21 protein-coding genes are annotated in these 22455 nt (G+C 66.9%); 9 read left to right on the forward strand and 12 right to left on the reverse strand.

Annotated elements, in window-relative coordinates; translation table 11 throughout:
* Positions 1–274 precede the first annotated feature (274 nt).
* Positions 275–3598 carry an arabinosyltransferase domain-containing protein gene (locus AAFP30_RS24700; RefSeq protein ID WP_419232691.1) on the reverse strand — a complete coding sequence of 1108 codons (3324 nt, stop codon included), beginning with the start codon at positions 3596–3598 and terminating at the stop codon, positions 275–277.
* Between the two features lie 69 nt (positions 3599–3667).
* Between AAFP30_RS24700 and aroQ the strand changes: the two genes are divergently transcribed.
* The 4 genes from aroQ to AAFP30_RS24720 all read left to right on the forward strand — a co-directional run bounded on the left by aroQ (position 3668) and on the right by AAFP30_RS24720 (position 5953).
* Entirely contained in the window at positions 3668–4129 is a 462-nt protein-coding gene (gene aroQ, locus AAFP30_RS24705; protein WP_419232692.1) for a type II 3-dehydroquinate dehydratase, read from the forward strand.
* A gap of 4 nt (positions 4130–4133) precedes the next feature.
* The gene (locus AAFP30_RS24710; RefSeq protein ID WP_419232693.1) at positions 4134–5099 is read left to right on the forward strand and encodes a DUF389 domain-containing protein; all 966 of its coding nucleotides are present in this window, start codon (positions 4134–4136) and stop codon (positions 5097–5099) included.
* A gap of 79 nt (positions 5100–5178) precedes the next feature.
* Positions 5179–5628, forward strand: a complete 450-nt coding sequence (locus tag AAFP30_RS24715) for an SRPBCC domain-containing protein (protein ID WP_419232694.1) — start codon at positions 5179–5181, stop codon at positions 5626–5628.
* Positions 5621–5953 carry an ArsR/SmtB family transcription factor gene (locus AAFP30_RS24720; protein ID WP_419232695.1) on the forward strand — a complete coding sequence of 111 codons (333 nt, stop codon included), beginning with the start codon at positions 5621–5623 and terminating at the stop codon, positions 5951–5953. The genes AAFP30_RS24715 and AAFP30_RS24720 overlap by 8 nt, the downstream gene beginning before the upstream one ends.
* Here AAFP30_RS24720 and AAFP30_RS24725 read toward each other — a convergent pair.
* The 4 genes from AAFP30_RS24725 to AAFP30_RS24740 all read right to left on the reverse strand — a co-directional run bounded on the left by AAFP30_RS24725 (position 5946) and on the right by AAFP30_RS24740 (position 10917).
* On the reverse strand, positions 5946–6707 hold the full coding sequence (locus AAFP30_RS24725; protein WP_419232696.1) for an MBL fold metallo-hydrolase: 762 nt from the start codon (positions 6705–6707) through the stop codon (positions 5946–5948). The two genes, AAFP30_RS24720 and AAFP30_RS24725, sit on opposite strands and share 8 nt — an antisense overlap.
* On the reverse strand, positions 6704–8614 hold the full coding sequence (locus tag AAFP30_RS24730; RefSeq protein ID WP_419232697.1) for a galactan 5-O-arabinofuranosyltransferase: 1911 nt from the start codon (positions 8612–8614) through the stop codon (positions 6704–6706). Before AAFP30_RS24730 ends, AAFP30_RS24725 begins: the two co-directional genes overlap by 4 nt.
* Positions 8615–8677: 63 nt before the next feature.
* Positions 8678–9439, reverse strand: a complete 762-nt coding sequence (locus AAFP30_RS24735; protein WP_419232698.1) for a decaprenylphospho-beta-D-erythro-pentofuranosid-2-ulose 2-reductase — start codon at positions 9437–9439, stop codon at positions 8678–8680.
* A 56-nt stretch (positions 9440–9495) separates the two neighbouring features.
* Positions 9496–10917 (reverse strand): FAD-binding protein, encoded by a 1422-nt coding sequence (locus AAFP30_RS24740; RefSeq protein WP_419232699.1) that lies wholly within the window; start codon positions 10915–10917, stop codon positions 9496–9498.
* 168 nt (positions 10918–11085) lie between these two features.
* Here AAFP30_RS24740 and AAFP30_RS24745 point away from each other — a divergent pair, with 168 nt between their 5' ends.
* Positions 11086–11370 (forward strand): hypothetical protein, encoded by a 285-nt coding sequence (locus AAFP30_RS24745; RefSeq protein ID WP_419232700.1) that lies wholly within the window; start codon positions 11086–11088, stop codon positions 11368–11370.
* Between the two features lie 24 nt (positions 11371–11394).
* On the opposite strand, the gene AAFP30_RS24750 is transcribed toward AAFP30_RS24745, so the two are convergent.
* Entirely contained in the window at positions 11395–12948 is a 1554-nt protein-coding gene (locus AAFP30_RS24750; RefSeq protein ID WP_419232701.1) for a phytoene desaturase family protein, read from the reverse strand.
* Between the two features lie 7 nt (positions 12949–12955).
* Complete coding sequence (locus AAFP30_RS24755; protein ID WP_419232702.1) at positions 12956–14167, reverse strand: alpha/beta hydrolase family protein; 1212 nt, start codon at positions 14165–14167, stop codon at positions 12956–12958.
* A 164-nt stretch (positions 14168–14331) separates the two neighbouring features.
* Between AAFP30_RS24755 and AAFP30_RS24760 the strand changes: the two genes are divergently transcribed.
* The 3 genes from AAFP30_RS24760 to AAFP30_RS24770 are packed head-to-tail and all read left to right on the forward strand — an operon-like array spanning position 14332 to position 17123.
* Positions 14332–15162 (forward strand): aldo/keto reductase, encoded by an 831-nt coding sequence (locus AAFP30_RS24760; RefSeq protein WP_419232703.1) that lies wholly within the window; start codon positions 14332–14334, stop codon positions 15160–15162.
* 37 nt (positions 15163–15199) lie between these two features.
* Positions 15200–15703: a GtrA family protein gene (locus tag AAFP30_RS24765; protein ID WP_419232704.1), complete on the forward strand. Its 504-nt coding sequence runs from the start codon at positions 15200–15202 to the stop codon at positions 15701–15703.
* A 4-nt stretch (positions 15704–15707) separates the two neighbouring features.
* The gene (locus AAFP30_RS24770) at positions 15708–17123 is read left to right on the forward strand and encodes a phytoene desaturase family protein (protein WP_419232705.1); all 1416 of its coding nucleotides are present in this window, start codon (positions 15708–15710) and stop codon (positions 17121–17123) included.
* On the opposite strand, the gene AAFP30_RS24775 is transcribed toward AAFP30_RS24770, so the two are convergent.
* From AAFP30_RS24775 to AAFP30_RS24790, 4 genes are all read right to left on the reverse strand, one after another.
* Positions 17113–18489 (reverse strand): amino acid permease, encoded by a 1377-nt coding sequence (locus AAFP30_RS24775; protein ID WP_419232706.1) that lies wholly within the window; start codon positions 18487–18489, stop codon positions 17113–17115. The genes AAFP30_RS24770 and AAFP30_RS24775 overlap by 11 nt on opposite strands.
* A gap of 32 nt (positions 18490–18521) precedes the next feature.
* On the reverse strand, positions 18522–19400 hold the full coding sequence (locus tag AAFP30_RS24780; protein WP_419232707.1) for a TIGR03619 family F420-dependent LLM class oxidoreductase: 879 nt from the start codon (positions 19398–19400) through the stop codon (positions 18522–18524).
* 83 nt (positions 19401–19483) lie between these two features.
* Positions 19484–20173, reverse strand: coding sequence for an SDR family oxidoreductase (locus AAFP30_RS24785; RefSeq protein ID WP_419232708.1), 690 nt, complete (start codon positions 20171–20173; stop codon positions 19484–19486).
* 57 nt (positions 20174–20230) lie between these two features.
* Positions 20231–20707 carry a winged helix-turn-helix transcriptional regulator gene (locus AAFP30_RS24790; protein WP_419232709.1) on the reverse strand — a complete coding sequence of 159 codons (477 nt, stop codon included), beginning with the start codon at positions 20705–20707 and terminating at the stop codon, positions 20231–20233.
* 54 nt (positions 20708–20761) lie between these two features.
* Here AAFP30_RS24790 and AAFP30_RS24795 point away from each other — a divergent pair, with 54 nt between their 5' ends.
* Positions 20762–22177 (forward strand): MFS transporter, encoded by a 1416-nt coding sequence (locus AAFP30_RS24795; RefSeq protein WP_419232710.1) that lies wholly within the window; start codon positions 20762–20764, stop codon positions 22175–22177.
* On the opposite strand, the gene AAFP30_RS24800 is transcribed toward AAFP30_RS24795, so the two are convergent.
* Positions 22174–22392: a hypothetical protein gene (locus AAFP30_RS24800; protein ID WP_419232711.1), complete on the reverse strand. Its 219-nt coding sequence runs from the start codon at positions 22390–22392 to the stop codon at positions 22174–22176. The two genes, AAFP30_RS24795 and AAFP30_RS24800, sit on opposite strands and share 4 nt — an antisense overlap.
* Positions 22393–22455 lie beyond the last annotated feature (63 nt).

Genomic DNA, 22455 nt, shown 5'->3' on the forward strand with positions numbered 1-22455 from the left:
AGGTCCCACAGCATCGCGCGGATCGCGGTCAGCGTCTGGAGGTAGCCCGCACCGTCGATCGGTTCAGGATGCTCGGCGACCGGGTCCGGGCGTGGGGCAGTAGCGGTTGTCATGACGAACACCTTCCACATCACAGGGTGAAACGGGAGGCAGGCATTTCTCGTCATCATAGAGTCGGCGACGGTCTCGGAAACCGTTGCCGGTGTGCAGCTTTCATCAGTGTGACCTGCTAGAGCCACTATAGCCTGGGGTACCGACAAGATTGGTCGGCTGCTCAGTGCCGAATCGGCGCCGGACTCCACAACCCACTGCGGGTGGCGGTGCCGAGTTGCAGGTCCGCGAGCGTAGAGACGTCGTTGTACGGGGTGTACCGCTCCAACGATCCCCAGTCCCGACCGATGTCACCCATCAGGTAGGTGGCCATCGAGTTCGGTTGCTGCGACACCTCGAGCCAGCCGAGCGGGCCACCGCCGTAGGAGTCCTGCCATGCCGACACCGCCGCGGCGAGGTCGGCACCTGGCTTGATGCGCCACTTGGGGATCTCGGCAACGCCATTGCGGTGCGTGAACGGACGCTGGCACGGGAACACCAGACCCGACGTCCAGTCGACGTGCACCGGATCTTCGCGGCCCACAACCTCTTCCAGCGTCTTCATGGACGGGAGGCGGGGCGGGGTGACGACGATGAACCGATCAGACGAGAGATTGTCGTCGGTCGCCACGATCCGGACCGCCGTGATGTTGTCCGGCAACGAATCCGTCGTCACTCGCACGTTGCGCCACGAGGGTCGCGGGCCGGGATCGATCATCTCGGTGTCGCCGGTCGCATGCAGTGACGCGTCGCGGGTGCCCGGGCCGACCGGATCGGTCGTGTACTCCAGCAAGAGATTCGGGTTGTCGTAGAGCCCGGCGACGGAGAACGCGATCAGCGGATGGTCCTTGTAGTCCGCGGGCAGGGCGTACCACGCCGAGGTGAGACGGGCGGGCACCTGATCGGTCGTCGAGTAGCTGCCCATCACCGGCGTCGTGGCCGGGTCGAGGAAGAACGGGAGTTTCGCGAAGCTGCCGTTGACCCCGGCCGTCGACGCGACACCGCCGCCGGTGCCGCCGGTGTTGGCGGTCAACACATCTGGCGAGGACTGGGCGGTGCCGGCCAGCACTCCCAGCGATCCTTCGCTGGCTGTGCTGTCCAGGTCGACGGGCACACCGTTCGACGTGAAGCCGGTGGTCGCCGGTCGGGTGGCGTCCGGCGGTGCGGTGGCGGGGCCGGCCAGCGGGTCGGTGATGGACCCGTCGACCGGCGTCAACTGGTAGCGGCTGGGGTCGTCCTCAACCCATACCTTGTCCGCCATACCACATTCCTTGCCGCTCAATGCTTCCAGATTGGACCGTGGCACCGAGTACGAACTGCTCTGCTGGATACCTGCGAAAATAGCTGTCACCAACAGGAATACGACGACGCCTGCGGACACGAAGGCCAACGGTGCCGACGCCAGCGTCGACCAGGCGCGCCGATACCAGGCGTGCGATTTGTGGTGCTCCGGATCGCCGGGGTCGGGTCCCGCGAAGGGCTCGCGGATATGAAACCACAAGGCCAGCAACAAGAGCAGCAATGCGCCGTACAGGAACAGGTTGGCCAGATTGACGCCGAAGGTCACCTGCGTGACGCCCCACGGCATACCCCACGCCGACGAGTAGAAGTAGGAGTTCGGGGCGGTGAACGAGAGTCCGCCGATGAACAGCACCAACGCCGCGAACAATGTGCGGTTGCGTCGGGAATGCATGCTCTGATTACTCGCCGCGATCACCGCGATGGCCGCGAGTGCCGCACCCAGGCCGGCGAACACACCGAAGTGGTGGGTCCATTTGGTCGGCGTGAACATCAGGAACACCAACGACGCGAACGTGATTCCGACGATGCGCCGGGCCGGACCGAGCGCGGTACCGGGGATGCGGGAGCGTCGGATCAGCATGGCCGCGGACACCACGAGACCGAGGATCATCGCGAGCACCGCGAAACGGCGGGCGATCGACCCGTTCGCGGAGAACTCGAACAGCGATGAGTAGCGGTCGATCTCGTTGTACCAGTGCATCGACGGACCGAGCGCCGACTTCATGGCCGACGCCTCGAGGAACGACCGCAAGGTCAGGTTCGAGAACACCACAAAGATCACGAAGGTCCCGGCGGCGAAGATCGGCGCCAGCAACGCCACGTACGCAGAACGGCCGCCGCCGATCACCTTCGCGCGCTTGATCAGCGCGAGCATCATCGGGCGCACCCCGGCGATGAGGGCGGCCACCGCGAGCAGACCGGTGGGTCCCGCCGCGAGACTGAACGCCCCGATCATGCAGGCGACCGCGGCCGGCAGGAGACGGCCGGTGGCGATGGACCGCTCGACCGAACACCACGTCAACAGCGCGCCGAGGCAGATGATCGGTTCAGGTCGCAGGCCGTTGTTGAACGGGAACCACGACGCCAGGAACACGAACGCGGCCGTCCAGGCGACCGCCGGCCGGGTGATGGCAGCACGGCCGAGCCGCGGGAGTACCTCGTGACTGATGATCAGCCACACCCCGATCCCGCAGAACAGCGCGGGCAGCCGCATCCACGGGCTGGCCACGCTCACGTGGCTCAGCAGGCCGAACACCTCGTAGTACCAACCGAACGGTGCCTCAGGGGCGCCGTACCAGCGGAAATAGTTCGCGGTGTACTGCGCGTTCTGCGCCACCCGCGACATCGTCAGCAGATAGCCGTCGTCGGAGGTGTTGGGGCCGATGAAATGCCACAGGATCAGCGCACCGATCACCACATAGTCCCGTGCATTCAACCGCCACCAGCGCGCTGGCAGGATGCGGCGATGCTTGCGGCCGTCGGTGGAGTCGAGCACCGCCAGCGCGATCAACGACACGATGGCCGCGAGGATGCCGACGACCAGCACGATCCACTTCAGAACGGTGGGCGTGGTGGAGTAGCGGGAGTCGATGGTCACGTGTGCGCGCAGACCCGGGAAGGTCGCCGCCGCACCGGACAGGTCGGTGAACAGGCCGGTGACCTGGGGACGCTGGTCGGTGTCGTAGGTATTGGACTCGCGGCCCTGCGTGGTCCCCGTGAGCGCGTCACCTTTGTCGTCGCGCATCCCGACGAATTCCGCGGTCACCGCATCGGAATCCGCGTGCACCACGATCTCGCGGCACTGCTGCGAGCGGATCTGCGCGAGCGTCGCCGACACCAGCGGGACGTTGCGGATGACCACCTCGACGGTCTGCCGATCGGCCGGATCGCCGGGCTGCCCGGTCTTGCGGATGAACAGCCCCCGCTCCGGCGATTTCTCCGCGTCCTTCGGGGTGGTCGAGAGCAGCACCGATTCGCCGTCGCCGAGCCGTTCCACAGCCGAACACGGCACCGCGGCGTCGAGATCGATCGGCACGTAACTGATCAGTGGTGCGGCGACCGACCCCACCGTCCCGTTCTGCGGCCAGCTGATCTCCGCGGTGGTCTGCTTGACCGGCATCAGGGGAGTGGCCAGAGCCAGCAGGAATCCGAGCAGACCGGTGATGATGGCGACGATCTTCGCGCGTCGGATCGTCAGGGCTGGCACAAAGAGAGATGGTAACCGTTGCCCGGTGACACACTCATCGCGCGAACCCCCTGAACTATCGTGTGACGCATGGCTGACACCGAGGCGACTGCCGAACCGCTACCGATCCTGCTGCTCAACGGCCCCAACCTGAACACGCTCGGGGTGCGTCAGCCGGAGGTCTACGGGTCCGAGACGCTCGCCGACGTCGTCGACCTCGCCGAGCGGACGGCGTCCGAGCTGGGCTACGGACTGCGGGCGGCCCAGACCAACCACGAAGGTCAGATGATCGACTGGATTCACGAGGCCCGCGGTCAGATCAGCGGCATCGTGATCAACCCGGCCGGCTGGACTCACACGTCGGTGGCGCTCGCCGACGCACTGGTGATCCCGGAGGTGCCGATCATGGAGGTGCACATCAGCAACGTGCACAAGCGTGAGGCGTTCCGCCATCACTCCTACGTCTCGCCGCTCGCCGCCGGCATCATCGTCGGCTACGGCGTGCGGGGATATGAGTTCGCGATTCGGCGGTTGGTCGAATTGATCGGCTGACCACATGCTGCACATCGAGGTGTCCTCGCCCGCCGAACTGACCGACGCCATCCTCGATCTCGTCCGCGACGACGAGGCCGTGAGTTCGGTCGCGGTGATCCGCGGTGCCTCGGTGAAGCCGGTGGGTGACCTGGTGAAGGTCGACGTCGCACGCGAGGCCGCCGACGACCTCATCAACGCGCTGCGCGACATCGGACTGGCCTCCGACGGCGCCGTACGGGTGGAAGAGGTCGAGACCTTCCTCTCCCGACGAGCACTCGAGGCCGAGCGCCGCGCCCCCGGCTTCGGATCGGATGCGGTGGTCTGGGCGCAGGTGGGGTTGCGCGCCTACGCCGACTCGGAACTCAACTTCATCTACCTGGGCTTCATGATGCTGGCGACGATGCTCGCCGGGATCGCCGTTGTGCTGGACTCGCAGATCCTGACGATCGGCGCGATGGTCCTCGGTCCCGAGTTCGGGGTGATCACGGCGATCGGCGTCGCAGTGGTCCTGCGCCGCCGGCATCTGCTCGGTATGGCGCTGCGCACGCTGATCATCGGCTTCGTGGTGGCGATCGGCGTGACCTTCCTGCTGGCCTTGGCGGCCCGTGGGTTGGGATGGGCGACCGACAACGACCTGGAGCATCATCCGGAGACACAGTTCATCTACTCGCCGGACAAATGGTCGTTCATCGTGGCGATCCTCGCGGCAGTCGCGGGGGTGCTGTCGATCACCTCGGCGCGCACCGGTGCCCTGGCCGGCGTGTTCATCTCGGTGACGACGATTCCGGCGGCCGGAAACCTCGCTGTCGCAGCGGCATTCGCCGAGTGGGCGGAAGTGCGCGGGTCCGGTCTGCAGCTGGTGTTGAACGTCGCGGGCATGACCGTGGCCGGCTGCCTGACGTTGTGGGTCCAGCGACGGCTGTGGAAACCGTTCGCGCAGCGGCGGGTGGCGCGCGTGCGGGACATCGAACGACAAACCCGCGAATAGTGCAACCGGGGGGTTGCGGACTGGGCCGTCTATGTGCAACTATCAAGTTGCACATCAATCGACCATCTGGAGGCTCGGCATGGACACCGACTACGACCGCATCGAGCGTGAGATCACCATCGACGCACCGGCACAACGGGTATGGGCGTTGGTCAGCGAACCCGCCTGGTACGTCAACGACAAAGAGATCGTCGAGCACGAGATCATCCGCGATGGCGACATCAGCTACGTCACCGATCCGACGCACGGCCGATTCGCCCTGCGCACCGTGCAACTCGACGAACCCCGCTATGCCGCGTTCCGCTGGCTGAGCGATCCGGATGATCTGTCGAGTGCCGCCACGCTCGTCGAATTCTGGATCACCCCTACCGATTCCGGCGTGGTCCTCAAGGTTGCCGAGTCCGGGTTCGCATCGTTGTCCGGAACCGACGCTGAACGCCGCGCGCGCTTCGACGGCAATACCGAGGGCTGGCGGATCGAGCTCGACCTCGCCCGCGCTCACCTCACGGGGGCTGCCTCCCGTGCCTGACGGGGTGCCGATCGATGCGCCGATCGAGGTTTTCGCGGCACTCGCCGACGACAGCCGATGGCGAATCCTGGTGCAGCTGTCGCGCTCTCCTGCGTCGGCATCGGCGCTCGCGACCGACCTGCCGATCTCGCGTCAGGCGATCGCGAAGCACCTACGGGTACTCACCGACGTGGGTCTGGTCACCCCGGTCAAGGTGGGTCGGGAGATGCGCTACGAGACCGTCGGTGCGCGGCTGAGTCAGGTCGCCCGCCGCCTCGATGACATCGCCAGCGGGTGGGATCGTCGCCTCGAACGCATCAAAGGGCTTGCCGAGGACGCTAACTGACCTCGAGGGCCCGGCGCGCGGCGGTGGCGACCCCGCCGTCGTACTGCGGTCCGTGACCGGGGAACAAGGTGGTGGCATCGAGGTCGGCGAACGCCTCGACGGTCCGGCGGGCGGTGTCCACGTCGTGCTGGAACGCATTCGAGATGCATTGCGGCCCAGCGATCGCCGAGATCGGATGGCCGCTCACCAGCGCATCTCCGCTCACCAGCACCGCTCCGTCGGCGGCGAGGTAGGCGGAGTGTCCGTCGGTGTGGCCGTGCGCGGCCACCGGCACGGGGCGACCGGGCAGGTCCAGTGGCTCCGGAAACGGCTTCGCCTCCGGAATACCCTTGCGGCTCAACACCCCGAGTGGCGTGACCAGCGCCAGCCAGCGGATGACCCGCGGCTTGTACGCGATCGGCACGATGTCCGCGGGACCGGCCTGCTGGAGATACTCCCGCTTCGCGTGTGCCACTTCGACAGGATCCATGTACACGTCGAAGCCGTACCGTGCCTGGAGTGTTGCGAGGCCACCCAGGTGGTCGACGTGCGCGTGGGTCAGCAACGCGCCGCGGATGTCCTCGGGGCGGGCCCCGATGTGCCGGATCGACTCCTCGACCGCGGACGCCTGCCCGGGGTAGCCGCCGTCGATCAGCGTGATATCCGAACCCTCCTGCAGCAGAATCCAGTTCACCGCATCTGAATGCACCAGGTAGGCCGTCGACGATCCGGCGTCGACGCGGGTTATCTGGAACTTGCTGCGCGGCACGATCATCGGCGCACCACCAGGACGAAAGGCCCGATCTCGGTCACCGTGAATCGTGGGTCGGTGAACACCGCGGGATCGAAGGTTACGGTGTACCGCTTCACATTCGGATCGTTCGGGTAGACGTCCTGCGCCAGCCGCAGCGTGTAGCCGTCGGCGCTGTAGCGGAACAGGAAGACATTCGGCGGGGTCCACGGCGACCGGTTGAGCTTGGTGATCAGCTCCTGCGGCGTGGTCGATTTCGACCACCGTTCGATGGCTGCGGCGCGTTTGTCGAACTCCGCCAACGGGTTTGCGTAATGCGACGTCAATCCCTGGAAACCCCAGTAGGGATAGATGGACAGGAAACCGTAATCGGCGGTGAGCACGACGTTACCGGTCGCCGGCCTGCCGGTCTGCGCGACGATCTGCCGATGGATCTGCGGGAAATACGATTCCGCGCCGGCCGGCCGTTGATCGGCCCGCTCGCCACGACCGTCGGTGTCGGTGTAGGCGGTGGTGATCTCCGTCGACAGGAAACCCGGAATCCCCTGGGCCAGTGCGATCGCCGCGATCGTCGCGACCGCGCCGATGGCGAAGCGGATGTCGCCGAATCGGCCGACCGCCCACCTCGACAATTCGACGACACCGAGCACGCCGGCGGCGGCGAGCGTCGCATTGAGCAGCGGATCGAGTCGGAAGGACAGCAATGTGCTGCCGCCGGCAGTGACCGCCATCGACAGCAGGCAGAACAGGTAGATGGTCACCACGGTCAGGCCCAACGCGAGCGCGATGGTGCGCTGCCGGAAACGCAATAGCAGCCAGATCAGTCCGATCAGGGTGATCAGCCCGACCAGGGTGAAGTGGAAGAACGGCAGCGGCAGGATCGCACCGCGTTCGGGCAGGTAGTGTTCGGCGGTGCCGCCGCTGGCCGGCTCGTTGCGTAACCGCGCCCACAGGTACGGCGCCCACACGAGCAGCGCGATCAGTCCGGAGATCACCCCGATCGCGACGAGTCGCCCGAAGACCGCGAGCAGCAGCGACTTTCGGTGTGCCCCGACGTCCCGGTCGGCCTTGTTGGCCGCCGCGAGCCAGCCGCTGACCGCCAGGTACAGGGCCATCACCACCGCGGTCAACGCGAACAGGCCGGTGTAGAGCGTGTAGAACGTCGCCGACAATCCGAGGAAGGCGCCGGCGGCGATCACCGCGGGCCAGCTCGTCCCGGACCGGAGCCCGGGAACCGGGCCATCGGCCAACCGGGCCCGCCCGCGGAGCGCATACAGGAGGGTGATCAGCATCGGGGTGCCGAGCAGAACCAGCACCGCCGCATAGGGTTCCGGCGAGGCGTACATCACCGTGATGATGGTGACCGCCAACGCGATCGCGATGCCCTTATCGGCGCCGACAAGCCGGTTCCACAGCAGGATGCCCACCGCGGCGGCCGCCGCCATGGAGATGATGGCCCACGGTTTGTAGGCCTCCCAGCCCGGCACACCAACGAGATTCGCGTATCGACCGCCGCCCCAGAACCAGCCGGCTGGGTAGTACGGCGGCAGATGCAGATACGTCATGTCCGCCAGGCGGGGACTGCTCGTCATCCGGGTCAGGTACTCGGTGCGGAACTGTTGATCCACCGACAACCCGAACAGATACAGCCGGGTCGCACCCAACGGCATGCCGAGGCTCACCGTGACCAAACCCGCGGCCCCAAGCGCCGACAGCAGACTTATCAGCCACCGTGAGCGCCCAAATCGGTAGAGCAGCACCGCGATCACCAGTATCGCCACCGCCACCACCTGACCGACGGTGGTCAGCGCGCGAGTGACGTTGGAGGAGTTGAACGCAGGCCAATCGACCGCGGAGATGACCTTGAGGCCGACGACGGCGACGAGCGCGCCGAGCAGCGCGCCGACGAGCAGCTCACCGACCGCAATCATCCTTACCGGCGACGAACCCTCTGGCGACCGTTCGGCGACAGGTGAGACGGGCACGGCCGACGGTCAGATCGGGAGGCGACGGAAGACGGGCCGCGGGATGTGCCGCAGGATCATCATCACGTAGCGGAATGTGCCGGGCGCCCAGACGATTTCCTTGTGCTTGTCGGCCGCGGCGACCGCCAGACGCGCCACGTCTTCCTTCTCCACGGTCAGTGGGGCTTCCTTGACGTGCGCCGACAGTCGGGTGCGGACCTGGCCGGGCCGCACGACGAGAACATGCACGCCCTCGGCACGCAGCGCCTCGCCGAGTCCGAGGTAGAAGCCGTCGAGACCGGCCTTGGTGGAGCCGTACACAAAGTTGCTGCGGCGCACCCGTTCTCCGGCGACCGAGCTCATCGCGATGATCTGTCCGTGGCCCTGGGCGCGCATCTTCTGCCCGAGGAGTACACCCACCGACACCGCCGCGGTGTAGTTGATGCCAACCTCGGTGACGGCGGTTTTCTGGTCCTGCCAGGCCTTTTCGTCGTCGGGCTGGATACCGGCCGCGATGATCGCGACGTCGACGTCACCCTGCGCGAACGCCTTGTCGATGACCTCGGGATGCGTTTCGGGAGCCAGGGCGTCGAAGTCGATCTGTTCGACGCTCGACGCGCCGGCCTGGGTCATCTTCTCCACTGCCGCTTGGGCAGTGGGGTCGCCCGGCACGGTGGCCAGGATGACGCGGGCGGAGCCGCGCTTGAGGTATTCGGTGGCCATGGCCAGACCGATCTCGGAGCTTCCGCCGAGGATGAGGATGGACTGGGGGGCGCCGACGGCGTTGAACATGAGTGCTTTCTCTTCGGTCAGTGAGTGGATGAAACTTCGGTGGCAGAGCCTCGAACTCAGAGGAGTTCGAGGCGGCGCGCCATGTCGGAGACGAACACGTTGTTCGGGTCGATCTCGCGACGCTTGGCGATCCATTCGTCGATCTGCGGATACATCTGGTGGAAGTGCTCCGCGGAGGTCCGCGAATCCTTCGCGGTGTAGAGCCGGCCGCCCATCGCCATCACCCGACGGTCCAGGTCGTTGAGGAACTCGGCGAGTCCGGGCCGGATGGGGAAGTCGAGGCACACATTCCAGCCCTTGAACGGGAAGGACAGCGGCGCGCGGTTGCCGTCGCCGAAGAGCTTGATGACGTTGAGGAAGCTGATGTGCCCGGACGCTTGGATATCGGTGATGATCTGTTTGAACTCGGTCTCGTTGCCGGTGGGCACGATGAACTGGTACTGCGCGAACGCGCCGCCGCGACCATACGCGTTGTTCCAGTTCCCGATCAGATCGAGCGGGTGATAGAACTGCGGCAGGCTCTCGATGATGCCCCGCTTGTTGGAGCCCATCCGGTAGTAGAACTCGCCGACCAGCGAGAAGTCGAACTTGTTGTCCAGCCCACGCGGGAAGACGTTCGGCAGCGAGATCAGCGGCTTGGGATCGAACTTGAGCGGGGCTTTCTTCAGCTTCGCCGGCAGGTCGTCGAGGGTCGCCAGATTCCCGCGGCTGAACGCGCCGCGACCCAGCTTGGGCGCCCCGCTGATGGTGTCGAACCAGCCAGACGCGTACTCGAAGCCGTCCTCGTACCGCTGCTCGAGATGCAGGTCGATGGTCTCGTCGAGGTTGCCCGTGGTGAACGTGTCGGCGAGGAAGTAGGCGGTCTCGGTGCGCTTGAGCTGCATCTTGACGCGCAGGATGATGCCGGTCAGGCCGATGCCCGCGATGGTTGCCCAGAACAGGGAGCCGTCGGGATCGTCGGACGACCCGTCCGGGGTGATTGTCAGCACCCGGCCGTCGGCCACCAGCAGTTGCATCTCCAGGACATGATCACCGAAGGTGCCGGTGGCGTGGTGGTTCTTGCCGTGGATGTCGTGGGCGATGGCGCCGCCGACAGTCACCTGCCGGGTCCCCGGCATGACCGGCACCCAGAAGCCGCGGGGAACGACGGCCTTCATCAGGTGGTCGAGCGAGAGCCCGGCATCCACGTCGACGATGGCGGTCTCCTCGTCGAGCGAGTGGAGCTTCGCCAGCTGGGTCATGTCGACGGTCAGACCGCCGCTGTTCTGCGCCGACTCGTTGTACGACCGCCCCAGACCCCGGGCGATCACGCCGCGCTTGAGGTAATCCGGTTTGTCCGACTCGGCGTCGGCGACGCGCGCGACGGCCTTCGCGATGATGTCCACATCGGGGGTGGAGATCACGTGGCCGGTGATCGGCGTGGTCCGGGACCAGCCGACGAGTTCACGGGTTTCGATCGGCAACTCTTGAGTAGTCATCGCTGCTGAGGGTACCCGGGTATGGCGCGTGATCCGCATTTCTGATCGTCCACGAGGCAACCGACTGCGGACGACCTGGTTGTCATAGGGGCGACGTACAAGACTCGCAGGTATCGAGGCTGACAAGCCGACGAAGACGGCGGATACTGGAAACGAGGAGGAGGCGGGATGACAACCACCGAACGTTCGGACGTCACGGGGGCCAGGCCCCTGGAACCCGCAGTGCGGCGTGCCGCCGCGCGGATGGTGTTGGCTGCGGACAAGCGAGCGGGCAATCCGACGGACCCTCGTATGGTCGCGATCGCCGAGGGCAGCGAGGGCGTCGTTGCCGCACCGCGCCCCCTGGAACCCGCGGCTCGTCGTGCCGCAGCGCGGATGGTGCTCGCTGCCGACAAGAGAGCGGGCAAGCCGGTCGACCCCCGAATGGTCGCAATCGCCGAAGGGCGCGAATGACCTGGAAGTCGCGCCGTAGCGCACCTACTCCAACACCTTCGCCGCGGCGTTACGCCCGGGAATCCCACTGACTCCACCACCCCGGCGCGCCCCGGCCCCGCACACCAGCAGTCGCGGATGCTGCGTCTCCACGCCCCAGGTGCCCACCTCGTCGTCGGATTCGGCCCACGGCCACTGCAGGCTGCGGTGGAAGATGTTCCCGCCGGGCAGTCCGAGGGTTTCCTCCAGGTCCTGCGGTGTCTTCACCTCGATGCACGGCTTGCCGGCCACGTCGTGTGCGACGACGTTCTGAATGGGTTCGGCCAGCACCGAATTCAACGACGACAAGGTGGCGCCGACGGCGTGCTCCACCGCCCCGGGCTCGTCGAACACCTCCGGCGGCATGTGCAGCCCGAACAGCGTCAGGGTGTGTTTGCCGGAGAGTTCGGGTCCCAGGATGCTGCGGTCGGAGAGCGTGTGGCAGTAGATCTCGCACGGCGGCAGGTCGGGGACCTCGTCGCGGGATGCCTGCTGCCACGCCGCGTGCAGTTGGCTCGCGGTCTCGTTGATGTGGAAGGTGCCGGAAAACGCGGCCTCGGGGTTCATTGTCGCGTCCGGGAGGCGGGGTAGCCGGTCGAGCAGCAGGTTGATCTTGAGTTGCGCACCGCGCGGTTCGGGTTCGGTGGCGATCGGATTCTCGAGGAGTTCGTTGACGATGTGCGGGGCACACGCCGCGTAGAGCATCGATCCGGTGAGCGAATCGCCGGTCGCGAGTTCCACCGATCCGTCGTCGGGATCGATGCCGACGATCTGCACCCCGGTCCTCAGTTCGGCGCCGGCGGCGTACGCGGCCTGGTACAGGGCGCCCGACACCGCGCCCATGCCGCCCACCGGGACGTCCCAGTCGCCGGTACCGCCGCCGATCAGGTGATAGAGGAAGCAGATGTTCTGCCGTAGCGACGGGTCGTCGAGGTCGGCGAAGGTGCCGATCAGGCCGTCGGTCGCGACGATCCCGCGGACCACGTCGTCGTCGAAGTACTGGGTGAGCAGTTCGCCGAGCGGTCGGGAGGTGAGCGATTCCCAGATCTCGGCCTCGGTGGAATCCAGGTTGCCCTCGGCGAGTCCGGTGACGAGATCCCGCATGTCGGTGGCCGATCGCAGCGGCTCGGTCATCGTCGGGAAGACCCGCCGCGCGATGGTGCCCATCCGTGCGTAGAACGATTGCCACGCGGTGAACACCGTCTCCGAACCGGTGGCGCGATGGAAGGATTCCGCGGTCGCTGCGGCGTCCTCGTTGTCCACCAGGATGCCGCGGGTCGGGTCACCGGGCAGCGGCGTGTACGACGAATAGCGTCGTCGGATCAGCGTCACGTCGAGCCCGAGGTCGGTGATGATCTCCCGCGGCATCAGCGACACCAGATACGAGTAGCGCGACAGTCGGGCCGGCATGCCGGCGAACGGCATCGCCGACACCGCGGCGCCGCCGACGTGATCGGCCTTCTCCAGCACGAGCACGGATCGGCCGGCACCGGCGAGGTAGGCGGCAGCGGTCAGGCCGTTGTGCCCGGCCCCGATGATGATGTCGTCGTAGTGGGCCACCGCCCGATCATCGCAGGATGCGCGCCACGAAGGGGGTGGAATCCGGCATCGACGCGAGCACGGTGCCCGAGTGGTCCTTGGTCGGGTAGACGTGGAACTCGACCGGCTGTCCCGCGGCGAGCATCTGTCCATACAGCGAAAGTGCCGATGGTGCAGGCACATCCGTGTCGAGCAGGCCCTGGCCGAGGAAGATCGGCCGGTCGTAACCGGAGTACGGGGTACCCATGTACTCGGTGAGCGCGGCGCGCGCACCGGGGATGCTGGTGATCGGTGCGCGGAACATCTTGCTCACGTTCTTGCCGGTCATCAGCGTGTGCATCTCCGGGTAGCAGAGGGTGCGGGCCTTGGCGACGAGCGACTTGCCGTACGGGGTGAGCACGGACTCCGGGTGCAGATCGGGGCGCGCTTCGCTGAACCCGGCCATGATGTAGGTCGCGTAGGTGTTCAGCCCGGCCGGCAGCGTGACCGGCGGGAAGTTGGGTCCGGCCAGCGCAACGACCTGCTCGATGTTGGCCGGAGTGCCGGTCGCGACGACGCCGCGGTAGTCGAGGCCCGATCCACGGGACAGGTCGGTGGCCCGGCGGGCCGCGTTCAGCGCGGCGCCGGCGCCTTGCGACTGCCCGATGATGACCCACTTCTTGGACAGCGGCAGCCCCATCTGCTGCGCGGCCTTGACCGAATCGACGATCGAGTGCGCCTCACTCGAGCCGTTCAGGTAGCTCATCAGTCCCGGCGTCCCCAGCCCGACGTAGTCGGTGGACACGACGGCGTAGCCCTGCCGCAGCCAGTGCCCGAGATACGCGGCATCGCGTTCACTGCGCGGCTGCGCCGACGGCGTGCAGTTGTCGCCGAGTCCGGTGGTGCCGTGCGCCCACGCGACCACCGGCCACCCGCCCGGCGGCGGGGTACCGGCCGGCACGAACACCGCGCCGGTGCTTGTCGCCATGGCGCCGTGCTGATTCGGTGTCGAGTACTGGATGCGGTACGCCTGGGCCGCACCCGGCAGTCCCAGGCCGCGCGCCAACGGCACCTTCGTGATCAGCGTGCCCGCGCGGGCGGGGACCGGTCCCGAGTAGTTGCGGACATCGAGGCCCGACCAGTTGGGTGCTCCGGTGACGTTCTCGTCGGCGGCCGCGGTCGGGGCAACCAGCGCGGTGGTCGTGGTGGCCAGGGCGATCGCGATCGCCGCGACGAGGAGACGGGGATTCCAGAGTTTCACGCATCGGACTGTAGCCCTTCGCCCTCTTCGCTCCCTGAGGAGCCCGCGAGCGCAGCGAGCGAGCGTCTCTCTTCGCTCCCTGAGGAGCCCGCGAGCGCAGCGAGCGAGCGTCTCGAAGGGTCGACCACACCACCGAAATGCCCGGTTACGCCTATTCTTGGCAAGTGGACATTCCGTCGCTCGAACTCAACAACGGGTTCTCCATTCCGCAGGTCGGCCTGGGCACGGCGGGCCTGACCGGACGACCGAATGTCGCGGCGGTTTCCGCGGCGGTGCGCGCCGGCTACCGGATGGTCGACACCGCCAGCAGCTACGGCAACGAACGCAGCGTCGGCCTGGGCGTGCAGGCCTCGGGCGTGCCGCGCGAGGAGATCATCGTCCAGACCAAACTCGGTGGCGGAGATCAGGGTTTCGACGAAACGATCAACGCGGCGATGGAGAGCGCGCGCCGCCTCGGCGTGGCCCGCATCGACATCTTCCTGATCCATTGGCCGTGCCCATCTCTCGGCCGCACCGTCGACTCGTGGAAAGCGTTGCTCACCCTCGCCGACGAGGGCTTCATCCGGACGGCCGGGGTATCGAACTTCAAACAGCATCACCTGCAGGCCCTGTACGACGAGACCGGGCGGTGGCCGGCGCTCAACCAGATCAAGTGCTCACCCGCCTTTCCGCGCACCGATCTCCGGAAGTTCATGTCGGAGAAAGGGGTTCACGCGCAGGCGTGGGGTCCGACAGGACGCAAGGACGGCATGCTCGGTGATGCGGTGCTGATCCGACTGGCCCGCAAATACGGCAAATCGCCCGCGCAGATCTCGCTGCGCTGGGCGGTGCAGCACGAGATCAGTGTGATCCCCAAGTCCGCCCACAACGGCCGCCAACTCGAGAATGCCGACATCTTCGACTTCGACCTCGACGACGACGACCTCGCCGATCTGGCCGGCCTCGACCGTGGGGAGAAGGCGGCACCGGACTCCGACGTCGAAGAGGCATTCTGAGGATCACGGTTCCCAGGGCTACCGGTAGGGTGGCAGGGTGTCTCGACCCGAGTCCGGCGCCTCCGACGGTCATCCGCGCCACGACGACTTCACCACTCCGCACGCGCTGACGCCCATTGAACTGCCGCTGGCCGATGGGCAGCCGTCCACCAGCCTGGACCTGAAGACACAGATCATCCGCTTTGCCATCACGGGCGCCGGCTCCGGCGTGCTGGACTTCGGCCTCACGGTGTTCCTCCAGTACATCGTCGGGGCGCCGTTCTGGATTGCCAAGTCGCTCGGCTTCATCCTGGGCACCACCACCGCCTACCTGCTGAATCGACGCTGGACGTTCGAGGCGACGCCGAGCTTCACGCGGTTCCTCGCGGTGGCCGCGCTCTACGGCATCACCTTCTTCGTCAACGTCGGCCTCTACACCTGGCTCTCACACATGTGGCCGGTGGAATTGATCTACAGCTTCGCTGCCTACGTCGTCGCCCAGGGCACCGCGACGGTCATCAACTTCGTGGTCCAGCGCCTGGTCATCTTCCGGATGCGGTAGGGCGATGACCAGTGCGGTCGTCGTCGGGAGCGGGCCGAACGGTCTGACGGCGGCGGTCATCCTGGCCCGTGCCGGGTGCGACGTCCGGGTGATCGAGGCCGCCGACACGATCGGGGGCGGCACCCGCTCGAGTGCGCTCTTCCGCCCCGGCATCACCCACGACCATTGCTCGGCCTTCCATCCGATGGGTGCCGGCTCCCCGGCCTTCCGCGCGTTGGGACTCGAGGAGCACGGGCTGCGGTGGCGATGGCCCGAGATCGACTGCGCGCATCCCCTCGACGACGGTCGCGCCGGTCTGCTCTATCGGTCGGTGGCCGACACCGCGTCGGGGCTCGGTGACGACGGGCCGGCCTGGCGCGACGTATTCGCGGGCGGCACCGTGGATTTCGACGAACTCGCGGAGGATGTTCTCGGGCCGCTGCTCCGATTTCCGCGACATCCGATCCGGATGGCCGAGTTCGGCAATCGGGCCCTGTATCCGGCGACGTCGGTGGCGCACGTGTTCCGGTCCGAGGAGGCACGCGCGTTGTTCGGTGGCGTTGCCGCACATGCCTTCACCCGGCTGGCGCGGCCGGGTTCGGCGGCGGCCGGGCTGATGCTGCTTGCGGCCGGTCATCAACACGGATGGCCGGTGGCCGAGGGCGGATCGTCGGCGATCGCCACCGCGCTGGCATCGGCGCTCATCGACGCGGGCGGCGCCATCACGACCGGCACGCTGGTGAGCGACCTCGACCAGGTGACTCCAGCAGATCTCGTCCTGCTCGACGTGATGCCGCAGGCAGCGGCCCGCATCCTCGGAGATCGGCTGCCCCCGCGAATCTTTCGGAGCTATCAGGAGTACCGCCCGGGACCGGCGGCGTTCAAGGTCGATTACCTTGTCGACGGCGAGATCGGGTGGGCCGCCGCGGATTGCGCGCGGGCCGGGACGGTCCACCTCGGTGGCGGACTGGCCGAGATCGTCGCCGCCGAGGACTCCGTGGTGGCCGGGCAGATGCCCGAGCGCCCCTTCGTCCTCGTCGGGCAGCAGTGGGTGGCCGACCCGTCCCGGGCGCCCGGATCCCTCAAACCGGTGTGGGCCTACGCCCATGTGCCCCAAGGTTATACCGGCGATGCCACCGATCTCGTGACCGCCCAGATCGAACGATTCGCGCCCGGATTCACCGATCGGGTCGTCGAGGTTTCGAGTACCACGACGGCGCAACTCGAACTCTCCAATCCGAACTACGTCGGCGGCGACATCGGCGGCGGTCGGAATGATCTGCGCCACCTCATCATTCGGCCACGACTGACGCGTAACCCGTATGCGACCGGGGTGCCGGGGGTCTACCTGTGTTCCTCGGCGACCCCGCCCGGCGGCGGCGTGCACGGCATGTGTGGCCACCACGCCGCGCATGCCGCGCTGCGGTGGCTCAGCGACTGACCGACGCGGCCGACGCGGCGTTCTCGCGAGATCGACGACGCTGCACCACCACACCGGCTGCGATGACCACCGCGGCCGACGCCAGCGACAACCCGATCGCCTGCTGCTGGTCCTTGTCGAACATCATCAGCACCAGGGTCGCGACGATGAACACCATCACGGCGATGGTCAGCCATGGGAACAGCCACATGCGAACCGTCGTCTGGCTGCCTTCGGCGCGGATGGTGCGGCCCAGCACCAACTGGGAGGCAGCGATCGCCAGATAGATGAACAACGCCACCGCACCGCTCGTGGCGAGCAGGTATCCAAAGATCTTGTCCGGCAGGACATAATTGCCGATCACTGCGACGAATCCGACGACCATCGACACCAGCACCGCCACCCACGGCACTCCCCGGGCGGTGACCTTGCGCATCGCCTGCGGCGCGTCCCGCCGCACACCGAGCGAGAACAGCATGCGGGAAGCGGTGTAGAGCGCGGAGTTCAGGCACGACGCCACCGCGGTGAGGATCACGATGTCCATGATCGTCGCGGCACCGGGGATGCCGATCGCCTCGAGCACGCTCTGATAGGAGCCGTCCTGCAGCTGGTTGTAGGGCATCAGGGCGACCACCACGAAGATGGAACCGATGTAGAACAACGAGATTCGCCAAATGACCGAATTGACCGCTTTGCTGATGCCCTTTTCCGGGTTGGGCGATTCCGCGGCGGCGATGGTGACGATCTCGGTGCCCATGAACGAGAACATGGTGATGAGCATCGCCGCGATCACCGCGCCGAAACCGTTGGGCATGAATCCATCCGGCTCCCACAGGTGGGAAATGCCGCTGACCTTGGAGTTGGGGAACAGGCCGAAGATGGCGGCCAGGCCGATCGCGATGAATGCGACGATCGCCACGACCTTGATGAGCGCGAACCAGAACTCGAACTCGCCGTAATTGCCGACACTGACCAGGTTGGTCACGGTGAGCAGGATCGTCACCACCAGCGCCCACACCCATTGTTCGCCGCCGATGAGGCTACCCAGGATCTTCGCCGCGGCGGTCGCCTCGACCGGGATCACCAGCACCCAGAACCACCAGTACAGCCACCCGACCGAGAATCCGGCCCATTTGCCCAGGGCCCGTTCGGAATACACCGAGAACGAGCCGGTGTCGGGGTTGGCGGTCGCCATCTCGCCGAGCATCCGCATGACCAGCACGACCAGCGTGCCGGCCAGCGCATACGAGATCAGCGCCGCGGGCCCGGCCTTCTCGATGGCATTGGCCGATCCGACGAACAGGCCGGCGCCGATGACGCCGGCGATCGAGATCATGGTGATGTGGCGGGGTTTCAGGCCACTTCCGAGTTGTTGTGTCTCACCCATTCACCTCACTTTGCCACGCTAATGAGCTGAGGTCAGCCCTTGACTTTTGCGATCACGTTGTCCGCGAACCAGTTGAGGTGATCGATCTTCTTCTGCAGCGGCTCGGTGTCGGGGCCCTTGACGTACGGCATCCGGAAGCCCACGATCACGTCGGTGATCCCCTTGTCCTCCAGACGCTTGCATCCGTCCACGCTGTAGGCGTCCATCGAGATGACATGGATCTCGAACGGGTCGTTGGTTTTTCCCTCGGCCTTGCGGATGTCGGCGATCTTGTCCAGCAGTGCGTCGAGTTCCTCCCCGGGACCGCCGCCGTGCATCCAGCCGTCGCCGCGGACCACGGCGCGCTTGAGTGCGGCGTCGGCGTGCCCACCCACCAACAGCGGGATGGGTTCGGTTGGCGCCGGCGCCATCTTGATCTTCGGGATGTCGTAGAACTCGCCGTGGAACTCGAAGTACTCGCCGGTGGTGAGTCCGCGAATGATGTCCATGCATTCGTCCATGCGCTTGCCGCGCCGACGGAAGTCGACGCCCATGAAGTCGTAGTCCTCCGGCCACGGACTGGTGCCCACGCCGAGGGCGAACCGGTTGTTGGTCAGGTATGCCACCGACGACGCCTGCTTGGCGACCAGCGCGGGCGGACGCACCGGCAACTTCACGACGAACGGGGTGAATCGGATGGTCGAGGTGACCGCCCCGAGTGCCGCGGCCTGGATGAACGTCTCGATGAAGGCCTTGTCGTCGAGGAACTCGCGGTTCCCGTCCGGCGTGTACGGGTAGGTGGCGTCGGACTCGGCGGGATAGGCCAACGAGTCCGGGATGGTGAAACCGTCGAACCCGGCAGACTCCGCAGCCTGTGCCAGCGGCGCGTAGTAGCTCGGATCGGTCATCGCCTCGGCAAACGTGAAACGCATCGTGCTCCTCGGGTAGGGACGTCTCACCCGAGAGTAGAACACGTTCTAGTTCGTTGGGTAGCCCATCGGCCGCTCAGCGGGATTCACGGCACGAGTGCGGCCGTGGTGTTCGTCGACAACGACGCCCGCACCGCCGCGGTGATGTCATCGACGATGGCTTCGGCGGCTCCCTCTTCGAGCGCGTCGAAGATCTGTGCCACCACCAGTTCGGGCGACAGCTTCGGCACGTCCAGTGCCTCGGTCATCTCGGTCGCCGCGTAGGACAGATGGGCGCCGAGCACCTGTGTCCCCTGTCCCGCGAGCTCGGCCCGCAGGCTGTTCGTCAAACCCCAGAGGGCGGCCTTCGACGACGAGTAGGCGCCGGGCGTGGCGATCCAACTCAACGCAGACGCGATGTCGATGATCGCGCCACCGCCGCGGGCGGCGAGTGTCGGGGCAAACGCCCGGGTCATCGCGAGGACTCCGAAGACGTTGGTGTCGAACACATCCCGGATGTCTGACACCGGCGAGGTCAACAGTGACGGGGCGCCCGAGATGCCGGCGTTGTTGATCAGGATGTCCACGTCGGGTGCGGCTGCAACAGCCGCGGCGATGCTCGCGTCATCGGTCACGTCGAGGCGCAGGGGGACGACGCGGTCGTCGACGAGCGGGATATCGCGGCGGGCACCGGCATAGACCTTGGTGGCACCGCGGCGCAGCGCCTCGGTGACGAACTCGAGGCCCAGGCCCGACGACGCGCCGGTGACGAGGACGGTGTGGCCGGTGATGAACATGGTGGAGCCTTTCGTGCGGAACGGGGAACGGGGAACGGGGAACGGGGAACGGAGAGGTCAGGGAAGTTCGGGAAGCGGGCTGTCCGCGCGGGCACCCGGACCCCGGTGCAACGACAACGAGGCGCGCGTCACCGGCTCACCGCAGGCCGAACACACCGGCTCGACGGTCATCTCGTGCCCGCAGGCGCGGTGCGTCGACACGACGGGCGGGCCGTCCGGTGCGGCCCACTTGTCGCCCCACTGGCGTAGCGCCGCCAGGACCGTCCACAGGTCGCGGCCCTTCTCGGTGAGCCGATAGTCGTAGCGCACCGGTTTGTCCTGGTAGGCGACCTTCGTGAGCACGCCGTGCTCGACGAGGGTCTCGAGGCGCTGGGTCAGCACGTTCCGGGCGATCCCCAGGCGGTCGGAGAACTCGTCGAACCGCGTGACGCCGAAGAAGGCGTCGCGAATGATCAGCAACGTCCACCATTCGCCGATGATCTCCAGGCTCTGGGCGACGGAGCAGTTCATGTCGGTGAAGGAAGCTCGGCGCATGCCTCCAACGTAGAGGGTTGCGTGAAACAACTCAAGTCTGATCTCATAAGTTTCATGACGGAACTCACTGATCGCAATCGCGCCACCGAGGCAGGAACTCCACGCAGACCCGGCGTCGTCCTCCTCGTGCTCTCGCTGGCGGCGTTCATGGCCAGCCTCGACGTCTTCATCGTCAACGTGGCCTTCGACGACATCGGCCAGGACTTCCACGGCGTCGGCCTGGCCGAACTGTCGTGGGTGCTCAACGCGTACACCATCATCTACGCGGCGCTGCTCGTACCGGCCGGGCGGATCGCGGATCGCTACGGCCGCAAGGGCGCCTTCCTCACCGGACTAGCGCTGTTCACCGGCGCCAGCGCGGCATGCGCGCTGGCGCCGGGGATCTGGTGGCTGGTGGCGTTCCGGGTGCTGCAGGCGATCGGCGCCGCGATCCTCACCCCGGCCAGCCTCGGCCTCGTGGTGTCGACGATGCCCGTGGCCCAGCGTGCCCGATCGGTCCGCATCTGGGCGGCGACCGGCGCGCTGGCCGCGGCACTCGGACCTGCGGTCGGCGGCTTGCTCGTCGAGGCGTCGTGGCGCTGGGTGTTCCTGGTCAACCTCCCCGTCGGTATCGCCGCGCTGATCGCCGGGGCGCTCGTCATCACGCGTTCGGTCGACGAAACGCCCTCGCCCATGCCCGATCTCGTCGGAGCAGCCCTGCTCGCGGTGGCGATCGGTGCGCTGACGCTCGGACTGGTGGAAGGCACCGACTGGGGCTGGAGTGACCCCCGCATCATCGCCGCCTGGGTCGTCGCCGCGATCGCGTTCGCCGGATTCGTGGTCAGCTCGGCTCGGCACGCGGTTCCGGTGATCGACCCTGCCCTGCTGCGGGTTCGTTCCTTTGCCTTCTCCAATGTCACCGCCCTGCTGTTCGCCATCCCGTTCGCCGGTGCACTCCTGGCGAATATCCTCTGGCTGCAACAGGTCTGGGGCTACTCGGCGATCAAGACGGGGTTCGCGGTCTCCACCGGACCGCTCATGGTGCCGATCTTCGCGGCGGTCGCGCACCGTCTCAGCGCCCGAATCCCGGTGGGCGCCATCATCGCTGCCGGGTGTGTGCTGTTCGGTTTCGGCGGCGTGCTGATCGCGCTGTCGGTGGATGCGACGCCGAACTACGCAACCGAAATCCTGCCCGGCTGGCTGATCGGTGGAATCGGTGTGGGACTGGCACTTCCGTCGATCCTGTCGTCGGCGACCGCGGAACTGCCCGCCACGCAGGCCGCGACAGGCAGTGCCGTGGTGAACATGAGTCGGCAGATCGGCATGGCCCTCGGCGTGAGTCTGCTGGTCGCGATCCTGGGCACCCCGATCGGATTCACCGCGGCGCACAGCGCTTTTCAGCACGCCTGGTGGGCGTTGGCGGTGGTGGCCGTCGGTGCTGCGTTGGCGGCGCTGGGTATGTCCCCGCCGCGCACTTCGCAGGTGGGCTAACCTCGTCGACCGGCCCGCTCGGCAAATGCATCGAGGGCGTCGAGAACTTCGGGCGAGCGCCACGCGCGATTGCGGGACCGATCGGTGAACTCGACGACGACGCCGGCATCGACCAACGGGCCAACATGTCGGCGCGGATGATCCGTCGGGATGCCCAGTTCGTCGCGCAACAGAACACCGTTCACGACGGGGCGACGGGTCAGCAGATCGGCCACCCGCCACACCGCGGAGTCGGATCGCGCGGCGACTCGGTCGTTCCAGCTTTCGCGAATGTTCCG

The sequence above is a fragment of the Gordonia sp. CPCC 205515 genome (genome assembly GCF_048537925.1).
Taxonomy (GTDB): Bacteria; Actinomycetota; Actinomycetes; order Mycobacteriales; family Mycobacteriaceae; genus Gordonia.